This window comes from Vagococcus coleopterorum, from assembly GCF_011303955.1.
GTDB lineage: Bacteria > Bacillota > Bacilli > Lactobacillales > Vagococcaceae > Vagococcus_D > Vagococcus_D coleopterorum.
The window spans coordinates 350082-370731 of sequence record NZ_CP049886.1; the positions used below are offsets into that span (position 1 = coordinate 350082).

The 20650-nt window shown below is 36.4% G+C and carries 18 protein-coding genes; 1 reads left to right on the plus strand and 17 read right to left on the minus strand.

Annotated elements, in window-relative coordinates:
• Window positions 1-43: 43 nt before the first annotated feature.
• From ruvA to yfmF, 12 genes are all read right to left on the minus strand, one after another.
• Complete coding sequence (gene ruvA / locus G7081_RS01695; RefSeq protein WP_166006848.1) at window positions 44-670, minus strand: Holliday junction branch migration protein RuvA; 627 nt, start codon at window positions 668-670, stop codon at window positions 44-46.
• A 104-nt stretch (window positions 671-774) separates the two neighbouring features.
• Window positions 775-2700, minus strand: a complete 1926-nt coding sequence (gene mutL / locus G7081_RS01700) for a DNA mismatch repair endonuclease MutL (RefSeq protein ID WP_166006850.1) — start codon at window positions 2698-2700, stop codon at window positions 775-777.
• A gap of 24 nt (window positions 2701-2724) precedes the next feature.
• The gene (gene mutS / locus G7081_RS01705) at window positions 2725-5289 is read right to left on the minus strand and encodes a DNA mismatch repair protein MutS (RefSeq protein ID WP_166006852.1); all 2565 of its coding nucleotides are present in this window, start codon (window positions 5287-5289) and stop codon (window positions 2725-2727) included.
• Entirely contained in the window at window positions 5289-5699 is a 411-nt protein-coding gene (locus tag G7081_RS01710; RefSeq protein ID WP_166006854.1) for a YlbF family regulator, read from the minus strand. The genes mutS and G7081_RS01710 overlap by 1 nt, the downstream gene beginning before the upstream one ends.
• 16 nt (window positions 5700-5715) lie before the next feature.
• Window positions 5716-6516, minus strand: a complete 801-nt coding sequence (locus tag G7081_RS01715) for a TIGR00282 family metallophosphoesterase (RefSeq protein WP_166006856.1) — start codon at window positions 6514-6516, stop codon at window positions 5716-5718.
• 118 nt (window positions 6517-6634) lie between these two features.
• Window positions 6635-8191 carry a ribonuclease Y gene (rny, locus tag G7081_RS01720; protein WP_166006858.1) on the minus strand — a complete coding sequence of 519 codons (1557 nt, stop codon included), beginning with the start codon at window positions 8189-8191 and terminating at the stop codon, window positions 6635-6637.
• 244 nt (window positions 8192-8435) lie between these two features.
• The gene (gene recA, locus G7081_RS01725; protein ID WP_166006860.1) at window positions 8436-9464 is read right to left on the minus strand and encodes a recombinase RecA; all 1029 of its coding nucleotides are present in this window, start codon (window positions 9462-9464) and stop codon (window positions 8436-8438) included.
• A 69-nt stretch (window positions 9465-9533) separates the two neighbouring features.
• Entirely contained in the window at window positions 9534-10796 is a 1263-nt protein-coding gene (locus G7081_RS01730; protein ID WP_166006862.1) for a CinA family nicotinamide mononucleotide deamidase-related protein, read from the minus strand.
• Between the two features lie 109 nt (window positions 10797-10905).
• Complete coding sequence (gene pgsA / locus G7081_RS01735) at window positions 10906-11445, minus strand: CDP-diacylglycerol--glycerol-3-phosphate 3-phosphatidyltransferase (protein ID WP_420824507.1); 540 nt, start codon at window positions 11443-11445, stop codon at window positions 10906-10908.
• A gap of 69 nt (window positions 11446-11514) precedes the next feature.
• A complete protein-coding gene (locus G7081_RS01740; protein ID WP_166006866.1) occupies window positions 11515-12369 on the minus strand; it encodes a helix-turn-helix domain-containing protein in 855 nt (284 codons plus the stop codon).
• Window positions 12370-12482: 113 nt separating this feature from the next.
• The gene (gene yfmH, locus G7081_RS01745; RefSeq protein ID WP_166006868.1) at window positions 12483-13787 is read right to left on the minus strand and encodes an EF-P 5-aminopentanol modification-associated protein YfmH; all 1305 of its coding nucleotides are present in this window, start codon (window positions 13785-13787) and stop codon (window positions 12483-12485) included.
• Window positions 13788-15050 carry an EF-P 5-aminopentanol modification-associated protein YfmF gene (yfmF, locus tag G7081_RS01750; RefSeq protein ID WP_166006870.1) on the minus strand — a complete coding sequence of 421 codons (1263 nt, stop codon included), beginning with the start codon at window positions 15048-15050 and terminating at the stop codon, window positions 13788-13790.
• A gap of 183 nt (window positions 15051-15233) precedes the next feature.
• Here yfmF and mscL point away from each other — a divergent pair, with 183 nt between their 5' ends.
• Window positions 15234-15629, plus strand: coding sequence for a large conductance mechanosensitive channel protein MscL (gene mscL, locus G7081_RS01755; RefSeq protein WP_166006872.1), 396 nt, complete (start codon window positions 15234-15236; stop codon window positions 15627-15629).
• A 53-nt stretch (window positions 15630-15682) separates the two neighbouring features.
• On the opposite strand, the gene G7081_RS01760 is transcribed toward mscL, so the two are convergent.
• The 5 genes from G7081_RS01760 to G7081_RS01780 all read right to left on the minus strand — a co-directional run bounded on the left by G7081_RS01760 (window position 15683) and on the right by G7081_RS01780 (window position 20571).
• The gene (locus G7081_RS01760) at window positions 15683-16657 is read right to left on the minus strand and encodes a ribose-phosphate diphosphokinase (protein ID WP_166006874.1); all 975 of its coding nucleotides are present in this window, start codon (window positions 16655-16657) and stop codon (window positions 15683-15685) included.
• 86 nt (window positions 16658-16743) lie between these two features.
• On the minus strand, window positions 16744-18117 hold the full coding sequence (gene glmU, locus G7081_RS01765; RefSeq protein WP_166006876.1) for a bifunctional UDP-N-acetylglucosamine diphosphorylase/glucosamine-1-phosphate N-acetyltransferase GlmU: 1374 nt from the start codon (window positions 18115-18117) through the stop codon (window positions 16744-16746).
• A gap of 20 nt (window positions 18118-18137) precedes the next feature.
• Window positions 18138-18953: a pur operon repressor gene (gene purR, locus G7081_RS01770; protein ID WP_166008363.1), complete on the minus strand. Its 816-nt coding sequence runs from the start codon at window positions 18951-18953 to the stop codon at window positions 18138-18140.
• Between the two features lie 119 nt (window positions 18954-19072).
• Complete coding sequence (locus tag G7081_RS01775) at window positions 19073-19912, minus strand: metal ABC transporter permease (RefSeq protein ID WP_166006877.1); 840 nt, start codon at window positions 19910-19912, stop codon at window positions 19073-19075.
• Entirely contained in the window at window positions 19885-20571 is a 687-nt protein-coding gene (locus G7081_RS01780) for a metal ABC transporter ATP-binding protein (RefSeq protein WP_166006879.1), read from the minus strand. The genes G7081_RS01775 and G7081_RS01780 overlap by 28 nt, the downstream gene beginning before the upstream one ends.
• Window positions 20572-20650 lie beyond the last annotated feature (79 nt).

Below are 20650 nucleotides of genomic sequence, written 5' to 3' on the forward strand. Positions count from 1 at the left end.
TTCACTAGATAAAATACGTTCTTCCTCCACTTAAATCAGCTCCTTACTTTTTCATTAATAATTTTAAGCCTTGTCTTAAATAATCATCTGTTGAACTCGCTTCAACCTTCTCAAGATCTTTATTAATCCGTTTCAATTCGCGATCACTGTAGCCTAATGCCGATAGCGCTTCAATAGCCTCTTCCAACATTACATTTCCTGTTGTTAGTAATTCTGTTTGCCCGGTACCATCCACTTCACTTGTTACGTAACCTTCAGATGGTAACCCTATTTCTAACAGCTTGCCTTTTAAATCTAGGACCATTTGCTGAGCCGTTTTTTTACCAACACCAGGATATTTTGTTAGGAATGTAGCGTCTTCCGTTTCTACTGCTTGTATTAAAGCCCCATGATCATCGCCTGCCATAATAGCAAGGGCGCTTTTCGGACCGATCCCAGATACACTATTTAATTTAATAAATAACTGCTTTTCCTCTAGGTTGTTAAATCCATATAACGTTTCAGAATCTTCCCTCACTACTTGTTGAATATAGATATGACATTCTTTATCTTCATCAACTTTATATGAGAATGGATTCGCAACTGCTACTTGATAGCCTATTCCCATGACTTCTACAACAATATAATAGGGACTAACAAAAGTAATATAGCCTTTGATATATTCATACATAACATCTTCCTCCAATAAGCACATACGTTCTTATTTATTGTATCATAAAAACTGACTAGTGAATATTCCTTAATAAAAAAGCCTGCATTTTGTGCAGGCTTTTCTTAGTGTGAATCTTGAATACGTTTAAACATTTTTTCCATGTCTTTATTATCAAAATGAACCAAAACTGGACGACCATGAGGACAGTTATAAGGATTTTCACATTTAGCTAAATCAATTAACAATTGACGCGACTGTGCCTCGTCTAGATGATGATTTGCTTTTATTGATTGCTTACAACTCATCATAATTGCCGTATCTTCTCTAAATTTTGCAACATCCAGTTTACCAGTCTCTAAAACTAATTCAATCATCTCTCGAATGATTGATTCTTCCATCCCCGCCGGATACCAAGTCGGATGCGCACGACAAAGATAACTACTTTGACCAAACTCTTCTAGGTGAATACCAACTGATTCTAACTCTGGCATACTCTCTTTAATCTTCAAACTATCAGACTGCGGATAATCTAAAACTATTGGTACAAGCAATTCCTGTAAATCAGATCCAACTTCACCAATTTTTTTACGGAAATATTCATATTTAATTCGTTCCTGAGCCGCGTGTTGATCTAATATATACAGACCCTTTTCGCTTTGAGCAAATAAATACGTCCCATGCATTTGACCAAAGTATTCTAATTCTGGAAATGCACCCACTGAACCATTCGAGTCAACGATTGGCACTAACTCCTCAGTCTCCTGCTCATCATGAAACTCACTTTTAAAGGGATCATCAAATAATGGTTCATTAACTTTTTCTAATGCAATCGTCCGATTGTCTGATAATGGCTCATTATAGAGTATCGGATCAGATGCCCACTCTTTATCATTTTTTCTCGGAATATAAAACTGTTTATTACTAGAATCAAAAGCCAGTGTTCCTTTATCAGGCGCTTTAGTTTTTTCTTGTTCCTGATCAAACATAGACGGTTGTGAAATTTTTGATTCTTTCGGCAACTCTTTCTTAAACGCTAGATTACTATCAACTTTCGGAATTAATTGTTGGTCTTCTAAAACCTCACGTATACCTTTAGAAATCAACGCCATTAACTCTTTTTCTTTACTCAAGCGAACTTCTTGTTTCGTCGGATGAACGTTGACATCCACAAGTAACGGATCCATCTCAATTTTAATAACTGCAATCGGAAAACGACCAATCATTAATTTTGAACCGTAACCTTCAACAATTGCCTTATTTAATAAATAATTCTTAATATAGCGACCATTAATGATGATTGAAATGTAATTACGGCTCGCTCGTGTTACTTCTGGTAAAGAAACATAACCTGATACTTTAAAATCTAAATCCCCTTGGCCAATCTCTAACATCTTTTTAGCTGTGGCAACTCCATAGATACCGGCAATTGTTTGTTTCAAATCACCATTCCCTGATGTAGTTAACATTTGATTGCCATCGTGAATTAAACGAAACGCCACTTCAGGATGACTTAACGCTAGACGATTTACCATATCTCCAATATTGGCTAATTCGGTTTGTAATGTCTTTACATATTTTAAACGTGCTGGTGTATTGAAGAATAGGTTTTCAACGGTAACCTTCGTGCCTTTGCGCAATGAATGCGGTTTATCTTCCACCACTTTCCCGCCAGACATTTTAACAAAACGGCCTTCTTCAGTTCCCGTTGATGTTTCGATAGTCATCTCTGAGACTGAGGCAATACTGGGTAAAGCTTCTCCACGGAAACCTAATGTTTTAATTCTGAATAAGTCATCTCGATTGTGAATTTTACTTGTGGCATGACGTTTAAAAGCATTCAATACATCTTCATTCTCAATCCCATCACCATTATCAATAATTTGAATTTTGCGCAGGCCAGCTTCCTCTAAGTAAATATCAATCTGACTACTATTCGCATCCAAAGCATTTTCAACCAGTTCTTTGACAACCGATGACGGTCGTTCAACAACTTCACCAGCTGCAATCTGATTGGCTAAAGTTTCTGACAACTCGATAATTTTACTCATTTAATAAGCTCCCTTCTTTCCAAATTATTTTGTCATTTTTTTCTGCAAATCATTTAACGCGTTCAACGCCTCAAGAGGTGTCATTGTTGTTAAGTCCAATGCGTTCAAGTCGCAAATAACATCATTATTTGTTTGATCTTGCCCTGCGAATAAATCTAACTGAGAAACCTCTACTGAAAGATCTTCCTCGGATAGGTGAGTGCCATTTTCTAAAGCATTCAATATTTGGCTAGCTTGTGTTAATAATTCTGTTGGTAAGCCTGCTAATTTAGCTACATGGATTCCGTAGCTCTTATCAGCAGGACCCGCTAGCATTTTATGCAGGAATACAACTTCACCATCTTTTTCAACTGCACCCACATGACAATTAATTAAATTATCCAGACTATTTTCTAACATTGTTAACTCATGGTAATGCGTTGAAAATAGGGTTTTGGCATGGACATGTCGATGAATATAATGAATAATCGCTTCAGCTAAAGCCATCCCATCATATGTGGCTGTACCTCGACCAATTTCATCAAATAAAATTAAACTTTGAGGAGTTGCGTGCCGTAATGCTTCATTGGCTTCCATCATTTCTACCATAAATGTACTTTGACCAGAAATTAAATCATCCGACGCCCCGATTCTCGTAAATATTTGATCGAAAATTGGCATATTGGCTTTTTCAGCCGGTACGAAACAACCCATTTGAGCCATGATAACTGTTAAGGCTAATTGACGCATATATGTACTCTTACCCGACATATTTGGTCCGGTAATCAACATAATATCTGTCCCTTTTGGAAGCTCAACACTGTTCGGAACATACTCTTGATGCCCCATTACTTTTTCTACGACTGGATGACGACCTTCAATAAGTTCCAAATCTCTGCTTTGACTAGTCAATGTCGGTCGTACATAACCATACTTCTCACTAACCGTTGCAAAACTTTGTAAGACATCGACAGTGGCAATCCCATGTGCTAAAACTTGAATGCGACTAATCGCTGATTTAATTTGATCACGGACTTGGATAAATAATTGATACTCTAATCCTTTAGATTTCTCTTCCGCCTCTAAAATCAATCGTTCTGTTTCTTTCAATTCCGGTGTAATAAATCGTTCAGCGTTAGATAAAGTTTGTTTGCGTTCATAGCGTCCTTCTGGCACATTATTAATTTGTCCTTTAGATACTTCAATAAAATAACCAAAGACTCGATTAAAGCCAATTTTTAACGTTTTAATGCCTGTGGCTTCACGTTCTTTAGCTTCTAGCTCCGCCAACCATTGCTTGCCGTTTGTCATTGCTTCTCGATAGACATCTAACTGTTCATTATAACCATTTTTTATCACTGAACCTTCAGTGATTGTTAACGGCGCCTCTTCATTAATCGCACGCTCAATTAAATCAGCAACATCTGCTACTGGATCTAAATCTTCTAACAGTCCCGTCCACTGCCCTTGATCAATTCCTCGAACTAGTTGCTCTACGACTGGTACTTGATTTAATGATGTCTTCAATTGAATTAAGTCGCGTCCATTTACACTGCCAAAGGCAATTCGTCCTGCCAACCGTTCCAAGTCATAAACTTTAGTTAAATTTTCTTGAATATCCGCACGCTCAAAGAATGAATCCAAAAGACTTTGGACCATATTTTGACGTTTAACAATGGCTTTCTCATCAATTAGTGGTCGGTCTAACCACTGTTTTAATAATCGACCACCCATAGCTGTTTTAGTTTCATCTAGTAACCAAAGGAGTGTCCCCTGTTTTTTACCGGTTCTGATTGATTGAGCCAGTTCTAAATTAAATTTAGAATAATGATCCATCTTTAAGTAATCAGCAGGTTGATACTCTTGCACTTGTTGTAAATGACCCAAACTACGTTTTTGAGTTTCTGATAAATAAGTTAATAGCTTGATACTTGCAGCCTTTGTCAAATCACTGTCAATGTTCGCTACTAAATAACTCAGTTCTGAACTTACTAACTCATTTTCTTGAGTAGAAAAAACTACATTCAAACGTTGAGCAAGGATTTCTTTCAACGAATCAGGTATTTCACTACCTAAAATAATTTCCTTTGTTTGAATAGCTGATGCTTCATTAACAACACTGTCTGGCGTCGCCAAGACAGCCGCTTTCAATTCCCCCGTACTTAAATCTGCATAGGAAAATCCAAAATGGTTCGTTTGAGCATCCCATACAATTGCACTTAAATAATTATTTTCTTTTGCTGATAACCCTTTAGATGCCATCACAGTCCCTGGTGTAATTAACTGAACTACCTCACGTTTGACCATCCCTTTTGTTTCACGGGGATCTTCAACTTGTTCGCATAGGGCAACCTTATAACCTTTATCAATTAAAGTATCAATATAGCCTGCTGCTGCGTGATGAGGAATACCACACATTGGAATTGGATCATCGGCATTTTTATTACGACTTGTCAGAGTTAACTCTAAAATTTGAGATGCCTTAATTGCATCATCATAGAACATTTCATAGAAGTCTCCTAAACGATAAAACAAGAAGGCATCTTCATAATCCGCCTTAATATTAAAATACTGTTCCATCATTGGTGTGTGCTTTGTTTTTTGCGGCATTATTTTGCCTCCTTTCCTAAATTGTCTAGATCATCTAATTTTTCTTCTAATTGATCATTAAAATCACGTTCGATTTTATTTGTTAAATGCTGTAATAAATCATTTGCTTCAACTAACTTTTCACGATAGCGAATCACTAGCGGATGCTGATCAAATTCTTCTGTTAGTCGATCAGCTTCTTGTTTGGCTAGTTTTTCCGCTTCTGGTTTCCCATAGTGAGCACACTGAACTGCATTTTTTTGTTCAACCTTAATTCGCTCCGTCAACTGACGTAACCCTTCATGATCTTCAACTTTTTTTGAGATGTCACGAAATTCTTTAATGACTGAATTTGCTTCTAACTTCTCAAGAACGTTAGCTAACGCATCTGCTACTTGTGGATTCTTTTCAAATTCTTCCGCAATCGTCATTGTGTCATCTCCTTTTTTAATCTTTAAATGGCGTATCTTCGTTTACTTGACCCACTTGAATACTTTTAGCTTTTCCCGTTTGATCATCTAACTCAATCACACAGTAGGATAGGTTAGAACGCCCTTGTTCAACCACTTCAAACCGATGTGGCAAGGCTGTTCTAAATTTACCAATTACTGCATCCCGCTTCATTCCTAAAATCCCATCATACGGTCCAGTCATCCCTACATCTGTCAGATAGGCTGTGCCTCCTGGCAAGACATGAGCATCATTCGTTTGAACATGCGTATGCGTACCGACAACTGCCGAAACATGACCATCTAAAAACCAACCCATTGCTTGTTTTTCACTTGTTGTTTCCGCATGAAAATCAACAAAGATTAACGGCGTCCGTTTACGTGCTTCTTCTACCATTTCTTCAATTTTCTTAAAGGGATCATCAAGATCAACCATAAATGTCCGACCTTGTAAATTAATAACCGCAAGTTCCACTGCATTGACTTTCACATAAACAATCCCTTTTCCCGGAGTCGTTGTTTCTGGAAAGTTGGCTGGTCTAATCATTTTTTTAGCATCATCAATAAATTCAAAAATATCTCGATTATCCCATGTATGGTTTCCTAGCGTTACGACATCTACGCCATCTTGTAAGAATTTTTTATAAATTTTTTCAGTAATCCCTCTGCCCGCAGCAGCATTCTCACCATTTAAAATAGTAACTTGAGGTCTATATTTCTTTTTTAACTTTGGTAAATATTCCGTTACCGTATCGCGACCCATTGAACCGACGACATCTCCTACAAATAATAAGCGCATTGCAGCATCCTCTTCTCTTTAATATCTTTTACCATTTTAACAAGTTTTCAAGGTAATTGAAAGAAATCGTGTCAATAAAAAAAGATAGAAGAATTAGATTCTTCTACCTTTTAAAAGATTATTTTGCGTAATCTACTGATCGGGTTTCACGAACAACCGTCACTTTGATGTGTCCTGGATAATCCAGTTCATCCTCAATACGTTTGCGAATTTTACGAACTAACAATGTCGCTTCATCATCAGAAATTTGGTCAGGTTTAACCATGACACGAACTTCACGACCTGCTTGAATAGCAAAACTTGAATCAACACCAGGGAAGTCATTTGAAATACCTTCCAAACGTTCTAAACGCTTAATATAGTTTTCAAGTGATTCACTTCGTGCTCCTGGACGGGCAGCTGATAAAGCATCGGCTGCTGCCACAAGAACTGAAATAACTGATGTCGCTTCAGTATCGCCATGATGTGATGCAATCGCATTAATCACAACTGGGTGTTCTTTGTATTTTTTAGCTAGCTCTGTTCCAATTTCAACATGCGAGCCTTCAACTTCACGGTCTAACGCCTTACCAATATCATGTAAGAATCCAGCACGCTTAGCTAATTCAACATCCTCACCTAGCTCCGCTGCAAGAGACGCTGTCAACTTAGCAACTTCGATCGAATGATTTAATACGTTCTGACCATAGCTTGTACGGAAACGCATACGACCCATAATTTTAATTAAATCTGGATGTAATGAATGAGCACCAACCTCAAAGGCAGCATTTTCACCATATTCACGAATCGTTTCATCCATTTCTTTACGCGCTTTTTCCACCATTTCTTCAATACGAGCAGGATGAATTCGGCCGTCTTGGATTAATTTTTCTAATGCAATTCTTGCAATCTCACGACGAATTGGATCAAAACCTGATAATACCACCGCTTCCGGCGTATCATCAATGATCAAGTCAATACCTGTTAACGTTTCTAAAGTTCTAATATTACGACCTTCACGACCAATAATACGACCTTTCATTTCATCGTTAGGTAAGTTAACAACCGAAACTGTGGCTTCTGACACTTGATCACCTGCACAACGTTGCATCGCAAGAGACAAGATGTTTTTAGCATTACGATCTGCTTCTTCTTTAACTTTACGTTCATTTTCTTTAATCATAACGGCAGATTCATGAGCTAACTCATCTTCCATCGTTTGCATGATAATACTTTTGGCTTCTTCTCTTGATAATTCACTAACTTTTTCTAATTCTTTTTGACGTTCCTCAATTAATACGGTAATCTCTGTCTCACGTTCGCCAATTAACTTGTGTTTAGAATCTAACTTTTCTTCTTTCTCTTCAAGTGAACGTTCACGTTTTACTAGAGTTTCATCTTTGCGATCAAGATTTGTTTCTCTTTGTAATAGACGAGTTTCTTGCATTTTTACTTCTTCACGACGTTCTTTAAGTTCACTTTCAATTTCAAGACGATATTTTTGATTCTCTTCTTTAGCTTCTAATAGAGCTTCCTTTTTAAGTGTAACTGCTTCTTTTTTAGCACCTTCAACGATTGTAACTGCTGAATTTTGCGCACCATTCACAGCATTTTTGTGACGTGAATTTGAAGCAACAAACCCTACTGGAAGTCCGACAATTAAACCGACGATAGCGAGAATTGCTGATAGTCCCATACGGACACCTCCAACTTTCCTATCTATTTGTAGTTTTTTAGTTGATAAAAACCTTTATACCTTATCAATATGCCCTACATGCATATTTGTTGAAAACTATGTATAAATAATAACTTATACAACATTCATTCTAATATTATAAGGGCAGTGTGTCAACTTGAAATATCTGAAACCCCTTGATTTTATGCGTGTTTCACAGATTCACAGTAAATAAAAAAAGCTACCACAAAGGATAGCTTTTAACCTATTCAGCTTCGGTTTCCGTTGTTTCATCAGCAACTTCTTCACCAATACCATACTCATTACGAACACGCTGTTCAATTTCGGCAAACATATCTGGATGATCCATGATATATTTTTTAGCATTTTCACGACCTTGACCAATTCGTTCTTCTTTATAAGAGTACCATGCACCACTTTTATCTACGATATCACGATCTGATGCCATATCTAAAAGTTCCCCTGCTTTAGAAATACCTTCACCATACATCAAATCAACTTCTGCTACTTTGAATGGTGGCGCAACTTTATTTTTTACTACTTTAACTTTTGTTCTATTACCAATAATATCCGTGCCATTTTTCAATTGCTCAGCACGACGAACTTCTAAACGAACAGTCGCATAGAATTTAAGAGCTCGCCCACCCGGTGTAATTTCTGGATTACCAAACATAACGCCAACTTTTTCACGAATTTGGTTAATAAATAACGCAATTGTTTTTGTTTTATTAATAGAACCTGATAATTTTCTAAGAGCTTGAGACATTAAACGAGCTTGTAACCCTACGTGAGAGTCACCCATTTCGCCATCAATTTCCGCACGAGGTACTAAAGCAGCTACCGAGTCGATAACCACAATATCAATTGCTCCACTGGATACTAAAGCGTCAGCAATTTCTAAACCTTGCTCCCCTGTGTCTGGTTGTGATAATAATAGCTCATCAATGTTAACGCCTAGTTTTTCGGCATAAGCTGGATCCAAAGCATGCTCGGCATCGATAAACGCTGCTGTACCACCTTGTTTTTGAACTTCTGCAATCGCATGTAACGCCACAGTTGTTTTACCCGAACTTTCTGGTCCGTAAATTTCAACAATACGCCCGCGTGGATAACCACCTACACCCAAAGCAACATCCAGTGCCAACGAACCACTTGGGATTGTTTGTACTTGTGTATCCACTTTTTCACCAAGCTTCATAATTGAACCTTTACCGAAGTTTTTTTCTATTTTTTTCAACGCAGCATCTAATGCTACTTTACGATCATCTGCCATTTATAAATCCTCCTTCTTCGTTTCCGAAGTTCTTTGTTAAACTAATCATACTTTTTTTATTTTTAAAAATCAAGCATTTTGCGAATGTTTGTTCGCTTTTTGTTCTTGTTCTTTTAAAACAGAAAGAAGAAATGCAGTAATATCAAGAGTTGATTGATTTTTTACAGAATCATAATTGTTCGCAAAAATTGATTTTTTTATAAATATCTCTTGATTTAGACTAATAATCGCCCACACTTCAGCTTCGTAAAACTGTCCACTCTTTTCTAAATATTGGTCACCTAGAACCGTTATATGGATGTCTCCACTTGGAGCGGATAAGTCATCTGAATAGATTTTTTTAATAGTAGTTGTTGTGTATGGTTTAGGAACTATATCACCCGATTTATCTACCAAAACAAGTTCATCGTTACTATTTTGATTAAATAATTTTACTCCAGAGGCTTGAGAAGTAATTACCTTTTGCCAACTTAAACCTAACCGACCTTCGGTAAAATAATCTTCTATTCTGATGATAGATTCTTTAGGAATAAGTTTAAACAACTCTTGACTCAAGCTGTTTTCCTCACCGTAACCATAAAAGTACTCTTTTAGGCGAGCGATTATTTCTTGTTCCAACGGTTGGATTAATGCTAAATTTTCTTTTTCTAAGATGCCTTTTGCAGTTAATCTTAGCGTTACTTCATTTTCTTTGGCGTAGAGTGCAATCGTTGGATTAGTTTGAGCAACAATTAAATCGTTCAATTTATCTGCGATTCCTGATTCTCCCAACCCATAAAACCTCAAAACTTTTGACGTTAACAAATTCTGATTTGGCAATAGCTCTATTAATTTGGGAATAACATGCGTTTTTACCATTGGTTTCAATTCAGAAGGCGGCCCAGGAAGTAATAAGAAATAAACATTCTTATATTTAGTTAATGAACCGATTGCCAAACCGCGATCATTTTTAATAACTTCACCGCCCTCTATATACTGAGCTTGTTTAATGTTATTTTCTGTTAAGACACGGCCAGCAGACTGGATTCGTCGCGTGAGTTTTTCAAGTGCGTCATCATCTGTTCGTAACTTCGTCCCTATATAGTTAGCAACAGCTTGTTTAGTTAAATCATCTTCCGTTGGCCCTAGTCCTCCACACAAAATAACCAGCTCACTTCTATCAACAGCGATTTCTAGAAGTTCTGATATTCTACTTTCATTATCTCCAACGACACTTTGATAATAAACTTCATAACCAATCTGTGCTAACTCTTGTGATAAAAAGGTGGCGTTTGTATTTACCGTTTGTCCGAGTAATAATTCTGTTCCTACTGCTATAATTTCTGTTTTCAAAATCAACACGCCCTTACTTATAAATGTTCTCTACTCTTTCATATCTTCATTTAATTATATCATAGGCAAATAAAAAAAAGCCTGAGCGGAATTTTATCCGCACAGGCTTTTACATTGAATCTTTAAACACATGACTATTTTTAATAAAGTAATCCACACCTGAGTATACTGTAAAGAATAAGCAAATATATACTAAGATTGTCGCAAAAGGAAAACCGATCGCTTGGAATGGAGCGTTGTTAAGAAGTAGGAAAATAATGGCTAACATTTGTGTTGCCGTCTTAACCTTTCCAGGCCAAGCAGCTGCCATGACCTCTCCATCTTCAACTAACAATAAACGTAACCCTGTAACTGCTAATTCACGGCAGACAATCACCGCAACAATCCATGGTGCAATTTTATTTTGTCCAACCAATACGATAAAGGCTGACATTACTAGCATTTTATCAGCTAGAGGATCCGCAAATTTCCCGAAGTTCGTAACTAGCCCTTGAGATCTTGCAATCACTCCATCCAACCAATCAGTGATACTCGCACCTGCAAAAATAAGCATTGCAATGAATTGATTAATTGGTAGCTCTGTCCCTAAAATTGTCATATTACCAAAAAATAATTTTTCACTAGCAATAATCAAAAATAACGGAATCATTAAAATTCTTAAAACTGTTAATCTATTTGGTAAGTTCACGGTAAATCCACCCTTTTTCTATAGTATTCATTATTTATATGTAATTGAAAAGTTCACATCTTTTTTTACGGCTACTTCTTTTTCAGGGTTATAATCAACGTCTTTACCATTCATTTTTACTTTCATATTGCTGACATTACCAACAACTACCGCAACTGTAGCAGGTTTATCTTTAAAGGTATAACTTGATTTCTTTCCTGGTTCAAGCATTTCATCATGAACATATTCGCCATTTACTTGGATACCAACCCAACACGTTTCATTAACCGCCTCTAATTCCAAGTCGATATCTTTTTCAACATTAGCAATTGAAAAATTACTTGCGTAGCCTTCTGTCCCAAGATAATTAATAGTAAGCGATTCTGTGTTCTTCTCTTTTGGTTCTTTTTCCTCTTCGGTCTCTTTAGATGTTTCTTTCGTTTTTTCATCTTCCACTTTCGTTTCTGTCACAATTTCTTTGGGTGGCGTAATCATCGGTTGATCGTTACCGTCCTTCAGAGTGAAGTACCCAATACCTAAAATAATCAGTACCGCAGAAAAAAATAAAACTGCAAGGGGAAGATTACTTTTCACCACTTCAACATTTCTATTAACGGGTTTTTCAATGCTTGTTTCTGTCCTAGTTGACAGCGGTGTTTCTTTATTGACAGCAGGTTTTTTATCGCCTTCATACATACTAATTAAGTAACTTCCATCAACACCCACCTCTGCTGCATATTGACGAATGAAAGTTCTTGCATAATAGGGTCCAGGCAACGCTTCGAAATCGTTTTTTTCAATCGAGACTAAATGCCTTTTTTGAATTTTAGTTGATTGTTGAAGTTCTTCAATTGTTAAACCTCTCCTCATTCTTGCCGTTTTTAAAATGTCTCCAATTGTCTCCACGATTTCACCTGCTTTCTTTTGATTATATAAACAGCACTAAACTGTCAGTTAGTTATCACTTTATCATAAATTTAATGATTTGCGTAATATTTTAATCACATACTAAACAACTTTTACTTTTTATTTAAAGACTCAAGCGGGTCAATATAAAATTCTGTCATTAAGTCACTTACAAAAAGTTCTTGAGCAATCATTTTTATATCATCCAATTGAATTGAATCAATCATTGCAACGTATTCAAATAATGCTTTTTCATTACCTGGTAACTGACTTAATTTCGTCGCAATGTATTCTAAGGAATTTAAAGACTGCAAAAATTTCCCTGTCGCTTTTCTCTTCAACAAATCTAAATGTTGGCTATTTAAATTTTCATCTGTCGCTGCACCTAATAAAATTTCTTTAATGCTACTAGCTAACTCCTCAGGACGATTCGTATCTCCTCCGAAGTCCGCAAAACAAAATTCACGGTCTAAAGTAAACTCGAATCCAAATGTATCGTCAATTAAACCTTGGTCATATAAAGTTTGATAATGTGTCGATGTATCTCCAAATAATAATTGACACAATAGATTTGCAGCCGCTTGGTAAAGCACTCGATTTTCTTGACTAATATTTTCGTGATTCCCTTTTATACCAATACTTACTTTAGAACGATTGACATCCATTTGAATGCGATTTTTTGGTATGACATTTTTTTTATCAAATGGCGGAAATCTTCTTTCGATTCCTTTTATTTGCAAAAACTCTTTCTCGCTCTGATTATTCTTAACTAACGCAATTGTTTCCTCAGGGTTAACATTTCCAACAACTACTAAATTCATGTTGCTCGGATGGTAAAAGGTTTGATAACAAGTATGTAAATGTTCGGCTGTGATTGTTTGAATGCTCTTCACTGTCCCTGCTATGTCAATACTTAAAGGATGATTCGGGTATAAATTACCTATCACTCCAAAAAACTGACGCCAGTTCGGGTCATCTTGATACATTTGGATTTCTTGTGCAATAATGCCTTTCTCTTTTTCCACTGTTTCTTCAGTAAAATACGGTTCTTGAACAAAGTCCAATAATGTTTTTAGATTCGCTTCGAATCCCTCTGTACATGAAAATAAGTAACTCGTTCTTGTAAAACTAGTAAAAGCATTTGCCGAAGCTCCTTGTTGCCCAAAGACTTGGAAGATATCACCCGTTTCTTTTTCAAATAATTTGTGTTCTAAAAAGTGAGCAATTCCATCTGGGACAGCTGTTACATTCGATTCTCCTAATGGTACAAAAGAATTATCTATTGAGCCGTAATTTGTCGTAAATAAAGCGTAGGATTTTGAAAAGGATTCTTTGGGAACAATTGTCACTTGCAACCCATTTTCTAAAACATCACAGTAATATACTTCATCAAGGTTTTTATTTTCAACTTTGTTCATCTATTCTTCTCCCTTCATGAAATAAACAATTTGTAATTTTATTTTTCGGGCAATATCAGCAACGTCAGCTGTTGTTACCGACTCAACTTGTTCCATCCATTTACTTTGAGTAATATCTGATTGCGGATACTTAATTTTAATGAATTCTGACTCCAAAACGGATGCCGGATTATCCAAGGAAGACACATATTGATTTTTCAACATTTCTTTTGTTTGAGATAATTCTTCAGCTGTAATCTCGCCTGCAATTAATGAATCCAATTGAACAGTGATTAAATCCACTACCTTATTCTTATTTTTTGACTCAATTCCTGTTTGAACTGTCAAAAATCCTCTGAACGTATCTAAGCTGCTTGACGCATAGTAGGCCATACTTTCTTTTTCACGGACATTCATAAATAACTTAGAATGCGGGAAACCTCCGAATAAACCATTAAACACAATCAATGGGAAATAATCTTTTTCATGATAAAAAACACCTGTTTGATATGCTAGGTTGAGTTTTGCTTGTGAAACTGGTAATTCATCTGTTTTTTCAATTACTTCACGAATATTCCTGGTTTTGTATAATCCTGAGCCAGAGATTTCTTCTCGATCTGTAAAACCAAAAACCTTAGATAATTCACGCACTTCTAACGGATCAACATCGCCTAATACAAAAATATCGATTTCATCAAGTTCAAGCATTTCTTGATAATAGCTATATAATGCATCCGCTGTTAATGCTGCCACACCACTACTAGAACCAAAACTTGCCATCCCTTGTTCTAAAGAATCCTCAAAATATAATTTCTGTACTTTAAGCGCTGCCTGACTTTGTTTATCATCATTTACGGATGAAATATACTCCACAAGGTTTTCTTTTTCACGATTAAAGGTTTCGTCATCAAATTTGCCGTTTTTAACATTCGGATGAAAAATAACCTCATTTATAAAATCAAATGCTATTTTTAACACTGGCTCTTTTGATGCCAAATATTTTTCATTCACTGTATTTAACACGACACTTAAATAGTGACGATCACCTTTCCGACCAACAGCCGCTCCAAAACTAGTTCCATATAAATCTGCCAAAAATTCGTTCATCTCTTGTTGAGAAGGATATTTTTTTGAATTTGTTTCTAACAAGCTTGATAATAATGTGCGCTGATTTATTTTTTCTACGGATAAATCAGTTCCAAAACGAATCATCACTCGAATTGTTTTATATTTTTTTGTAGGTACAACGTGTAAATTAACACCTTTTTTTAACTGATAATTCATTTATATTCTCCTGACAAAGCATTCTTTAAACTTCTTAAATTATTAACTTCAACTTATTTTATGATAGCACATGTCACACTTATATTATAGATTCTTATCATTGCTCGCACCTCTTAAAACTTTAACTTTTGAAAGTTTTTAGTTATAATAATAGGTATTAAAAGAAAAAGGAGATTTTTTATTATGATTAAAGAGTTTAAAGAATTTATTTCACGTGGAAATGTTATGGATATGGCTGTCGGGGTTGTTGTTGGTGGTGCATTCACTGCAATCGTAACATCAATTGTTGAAGGTCTTATCACACCACTAGTTGGGTTAGTTATTAGTGCTTTTGGCGTTGAAAATGTCGGTAAATTAGAATTTACATTCAATGGCGTTGATTTTAAATACGGAATGGTTATTTCAGGAATTATTGCATTCTTCATTACAGCGTTTGTTGTTTTCATGTTAGTTAAAGGTGTAAATAAAGTTCAATCAAGTGCGATCAAACAAGAAGAAGAGGTTGCTGCGGAAGAACCAGCTGCTCCAACTCAAGAAGAATTATTAACTGAAATTAGAGATCTATTATCTAAAAAATAATGAGTAACATAAAAAAGCTAGGTGCGAATGCACTTAGCTTTTTTTATGTTACTTTACTTTTTCTTTTTTTGTTCGAATAGCGGGCTAACTGGTTTATTTTCATGAATACGTTTAATAGCATCTCCAATTAACGCTCCTACACTCACTTCTTCAATCATATCAGTACGACGCTCATCTGAAAGATAAATCGAATCTGTTACGATAACTTTTTCAATTGGTGAAGCCTCTAAACGTTCAAAAGCTGGACCTGAGAAAATTGGATGTGTACAACAAGCCAACACTTCAACAGCGCCTTCATCCTTCAACGCCTGTGCTCCTAACGTAATCGTTCCTGCCGTATCAATCATATCATCAATTAAGATACATTTTTTTCCTTTTACATTACCAATAATATTCATCACTTCAGCAACGTTTGCTTTTGGACGGCGTTTATCAATAATTGCAATCGGCGCTTTCAAGAACTCAGCTAATTTACGCGCACGTGTTACACCGCCATGGTCAGGTGATACAACAACTGTGTCTTCTCCTACATAACCATGCTCAACAAAGTAATCTGCTAGCAATGGTGCTGCCATTAGATGGTCAACTGGGATATCAAAGAATCCTTGAATTTGTGAAGCGTGTAAATCTAACGCTAACACGCGATTTGCTCCTGCTGCCGTTAACATATTAGCAACTAATTTAGCTGTGATTGGCTCACGTGAACGAGCTTTACGGTCTTGTCTAGCGTAGCCGTAATATGGCATAACAATATTGATTGTTTTCGCACTTGCACGTTTTAAAGCGTCAATCATAATTAGTAATTCCATTAAGTTATCATTGACTGGATAACTTGTTGATTGAATTAAGTAAACATGGTCGCCACGAATACTTTCTTCGATGTTAATTTGGATTTCTCCATCACTAAATTGGTTTACAGATGATTTTCCTAGTTCTACTCCTACTGCATCAGCAATCTTCTCAGCTAATTTCTTGTTTGAGTTCAATGCAAATATTTTCAATCTTGGATCAAAGTAATGTTTTGACATGGGGCCCTCCGCTTTCTTTATAAGGAAATAGTTTACATCTAAATAGTAGCCATTTTTGAGACTTAAATCAAGTCTAGACCGATATTTTAATTAGAATATGGTAGTTTTTTAGCATATCCTTCTTTATTGACTTGTTCCGAACGCGCAATCGCTAATGAATCAGCTGGAACATCTTTAGTAATCGTTGATCCTGCTGCAGTAAATGCTCCATCACCAACATTAACAGGTGAAACAATACTTGTATGACATCCTAGGAAGACATTATCTCCAATAACTGATTGATGTTTTGCTTTGCCATCATAATTAACAAACACTGTGCCACAACCAACATTTACATTCTTACCTAAATCAGCATCTCCAATATATGTTAAGTGCCCGACTTTTGATCCATTTGCAATTTGGGCATTTTTAACCTCTACAAAGTTACCAATATGAACATTCTCTGCCAAAACAGCTCCCGGACGTAAACGTCCAAATGGTCCAACATCACTGCCATTCCCTATCACAGCTCCTTCAATGTGAGAAGATGTCACTGTAATACCGTCACCCAGTTTGCTATCCACGATTTGCGAATGGGCTCCAATGAAGCAGTTTGAACCAATCACAGTGTTGCCTTTGATGACTGCACCCGCTTCAACAACCGTATCATTTCCAATGACTACGCCAGCATCAATATAAGTACTGTCTGCATCAACAAATGTCACACCATTAACCATGTGTTCACGATTGATACGTTGACGCATTGTTTTTGTTGCAACAGATAATGCAATACGATCGTTAATTCCGATTGAATCTGCAAATTCTGCCATTTGATAAGCTGAAATAATTTCACCTTGTTGTTGTAAGATGCCGATAACATCCGGTAAATAATATTCACCTTGAGCATTGTCATTGCCAACTTGCTCTAAAGCATCAAACAAGGCTTTGTTATCAAAACAGAACGTTCCGGTATTAATTTCTTGAACTAGGCGTTCTGATTCATTCGCATCCTTTTCCTCAACAATTCTTTCAACATGACCATTAGCATTACGAATAATGCGACCGTATGAAAATGGGTTTTCAGCATGCGCTGTTAAGATAGTTGCTTTAGCTTTACTTGATTCGTGCTCAGTGAACAAGGCGTCTAATGTATCTGCCGTAATTAGCGGCGTATCGCCGCAAACAACTAATGTCGTCCCTTCTTCACTCGCTAATAATTCTTTTGTCATCAAGACTGCATGACCTGTCCCTAATTGCTCTGATTGCAAAGCATATTCACAACGGTCACCTAATTTTTCTTTCACACTTTCAGCACCAAAACCTACGACACTGACAATTTTTTCGGGATTTAATTTTTCAACATTACCGATAACATGTTCAACCATTGAATAACCGGCAATTTCATGTAATACCTTATATTTTTTTGATTTCATACGAGAACCTTGTCCCGCTGCTAAAATAATCGCAAATCTTTTAGTCATTATCATGACCTCCATTAATTTTATTTAAAATAGTTACCGGGAACTACTTTGATTGTTTTTGTTTGTGAATCAACGGCTTCAACACATAGAAGCGAGTCATAAGAATCAATCATTCGACGACCGCTAAATGTTGATTCAGCAAATACCATTATGCCCGCAAGCTCTGATTCAAATTCTTCAATCAGACCTTTCATTCCGTTAACTGTTCCTCCACCCTTCATGAAGTCATCTACAACGAGCACGCGTGACCCACGCTTTAAGCTTCGTTTTGATAGTTCCATTTTCTCAATTCTTTCTGAAGAACCAGAAACATAATTGACACTAACCGTTGAACCTTCCGTAATTTTAGAATCTCGTCTCACAATCACGAATGGTACGTTCAAATGATAGGCAACTGCTTGTGCAATTGGTACACCTTTCGTCGCTACTGTCATCACCGCATCGATCTTTTGATCAGAATATTTCGAGGCAATAATCTGCCCAACTTGGCGTAGTAATTCTGGCTCTCCAAGTAAATCAGAGAGATAAACGTAACCTCCTGGCAATAAACGATCTTTTTCTGACAATCGTTTGCAAAGTTCTTCCACTATTTCAAGGGCACTTGATTCTGACATTTTAGGAATAAATCTGACTCCTCCTGCTGCCCCAGGTAACGTTTCTAAGAAGCCTTTATCTCTAGCGATAAAGGTTTTTTTAATAATTCCTAAGTCCTCACTAATAGAGGATTTAGCAGAACCATAACGTTTTGCAAAAAACGGTAATGTTATCAGTGTATGGGGATGCTCTAATAAGTATTGAGTCATATCAACTAAGCGTTCACTTCTCCGGACTTTGATAATAGCCACCTCTTCTCTATTTCTTCTTTATATTATATGATTAAATCACTCAAAAACCTAGTCTTTTTTATAATTTCCTAACTAATGTTCGGTTATTTATTCCCAATATAAAAAGCAGACTACATAGTCTGCTTTCTTATACTTACTTTCCGAATTTTACCAACGACAGCCTTGATAGCCATCACGATTATAAAGAGTCCTATAAAAATAAGTGTGATTGTTGCTCCTGGAGGAGTATCTACTTGATAAGATGTCACTAAACCACTTAACATCCCAATTAAGCCTACGATAACACTAAGTAGCAACACTTGATTAAACCCTTTCCCTATTCGCATAGCAATTGCTGCTGGTAAAACCATGATGGCTGAAACCAACAAGGCACCTGCAATTGGAATCATAACTGTTATGGCCACTCCTGTTAAAACATTAAATAAAAGTGACATCCATTTAACCGGCAGTCCATCGACATGCGCCGTTGCTTCATCAAACGTCATAACATACATTGGACGCTTAAATAAAATAAAAACTGAAACTAATAGAGCTAATAGGATACCTAAAATAACCACTTGAGATTGGCTAATTGTCACAATTGAGCCAAATAAATATTGTTGGATTTTCATTGAAGAATTCCCTTTGTTAGCATTCATTAAAACCAAAGCTAACGCAAGCCCACCTGACATTAGAATAGCGGTCGAAACTTCAGAATACGTGCTGTAAACTTGGCGTAGGTACTCTAAAATCACCGCTGAAATGATGACCACAATTAACGTTGTGATTGTTGGATTCATATTAATAAAAAAGCCTAATGCAATACCCGCTAACGAAACATGTGATAACGTATCTGCTAATAAGGATTGTCGCCTAACAACCAGAAAAACACCTAACAAAGGCGCAATAACCGCCATAAAACTAGCTGCTAAAAACGCTCTTCTCATGAACTCATATGAAAACATCTCCATTCGGTATTCTCCTTTCTAACTAAATGAATATTTCTATCCGCATATTTTTTAATATCTTCATGATCGTGAGTAACCATCAAAATCGCTTTCCCATGATCATGTGCGTTGTGTCGTAATAGTTCATAAAATTTATTACGAGAAACCTCATCCATACCCGTTGTTGGTTCATCCAATACAAATAAATCCGGATCAGTAGCAAACATTCTTGCTAGACAAATTCTTTGTTTTTGCCCTCCCGATAAAGCCCCTACAGGTTTGTTTCTCATTTCCCACATATCCACAGATTTTAATGCTCGTTCAACGTGATTTTGATCTTCTTTTGATAATCTTTTAAACCATTTCCCTCGCTGAAAACGACCAGATTGAACTAACTCCAATACAGTACTTGGGAATCCCGCATTAAAAGAAGCAACTTGTTGTGGAATGTAACCAATTGACAATTTCTCGCCATCAGCATTTTTCTTTGCCACTTTAACCTTACCTTTTGCTGGTTCTAATAAACCTAACGTCGCTTTTATCAAAGTTGACTTTGCAGCACCATTTTCTCCAGTTAAGGTCACAAACTCACCCGGACTTATATGATATGAAACACCCTCCAAGACGGGTTCCTCTCCGTAATTAAAACTTAAACCACTCACATCTATATATCGTGTATCCATTCGAAACCACCTATCCTAAAACGTAATCTTTCCGTTTTAATACCTTTTAAAAGAATAGCACTAATCACTTTAGACATCA

Bases quoted from the DNA above. Each gene is read 5' to 3' on its own strand.
- ruvA (WP_166006848.1), bottom strand. From the start codon at position 670: ATGTATGAATATATCAAAGGCTATATTACTTTTGTTAGTCCCTATTAT.
- mutL (WP_166006850.1), bottom strand. From the start codon at position 2,700: ATGAGTAAAATTATCGAGTTGTCAGAAACTTTAGCCAATCAGATTGCA.
- mutS (WP_166006852.1), bottom strand. From the start codon at position 5,289: ATGCCGCAAAAAACAAAGCACACACCAATGATGGAACAGTATTTTAAT.
- G7081_RS01710 (WP_166006854.1), bottom strand. From the start codon at position 5,699: ATGACGATTGCGGAAGAATTTGAAAAGAATCCACAAGTAGCAGATGCG.
- G7081_RS01715 (WP_166006856.1), bottom strand. From the start codon at position 6,516: ATGCGCTTATTATTTGTAGGAGATGTCGTCGGTTCAATGGGTCGCGAT.
- rny (WP_166006858.1), bottom strand. From the start codon at position 8,191: ATGGGACTATCAGCAATTCTCGCTATCGTCGGTTTAATTGTCGGACTT.
- recA (WP_166006860.1), bottom strand. From the start codon at position 9,464: ATGGCAGATGATCGTAAAGTAGCATTAGATGCTGCGTTGAAAAAAATA.
- pgsA (WP_420824507.1), bottom strand. From the start codon at position 11,445: ATGATTCCGTTATTTTTGATTATTGCTAGTGAAAAATTATTTTTTGGT.
- yfmH (WP_166006868.1), bottom strand. From the start codon at position 13,787: ATGAACAAAGTTGAAAATAAAAACCTTGATGAAGTATATTACTGTGAT.
- yfmF (WP_166006870.1), bottom strand. From the start codon at position 15,050: ATGAATTATCAGTTAAAAAAAGGTGTTAATTTACACGTTGTACCTACA.
- mscL (WP_166006872.1), top strand. From the start codon at position 15,234: ATGATTAAAGAGTTTAAAGAATTTATTTCACGTGGAAATGTTATGGAT.
- G7081_RS01760 (WP_166006874.1), bottom strand. From the start codon at position 16,657: ATGTCAAAACATTACTTTGATCCAAGATTGAAAATATTTGCATTGAAC.
- glmU (WP_166006876.1), bottom strand. From the start codon at position 18,117: ATGACTAAAAGATTTGCGATTATTTTAGCAGCGGGACAAGGTTCTCGT.
- G7081_RS01775 (WP_166006877.1), bottom strand. From the start codon at position 19,912: ATGGAGATGTTTTCATATGAGTTCATGAGAAGAGCGTTTTTAGCAGCT.
- G7081_RS01780 (WP_166006879.1), bottom strand. From the start codon at position 20,571: ATGGATACACGATATATAGATGTGAGTGGTTTAAGTTTTAATTACGGA.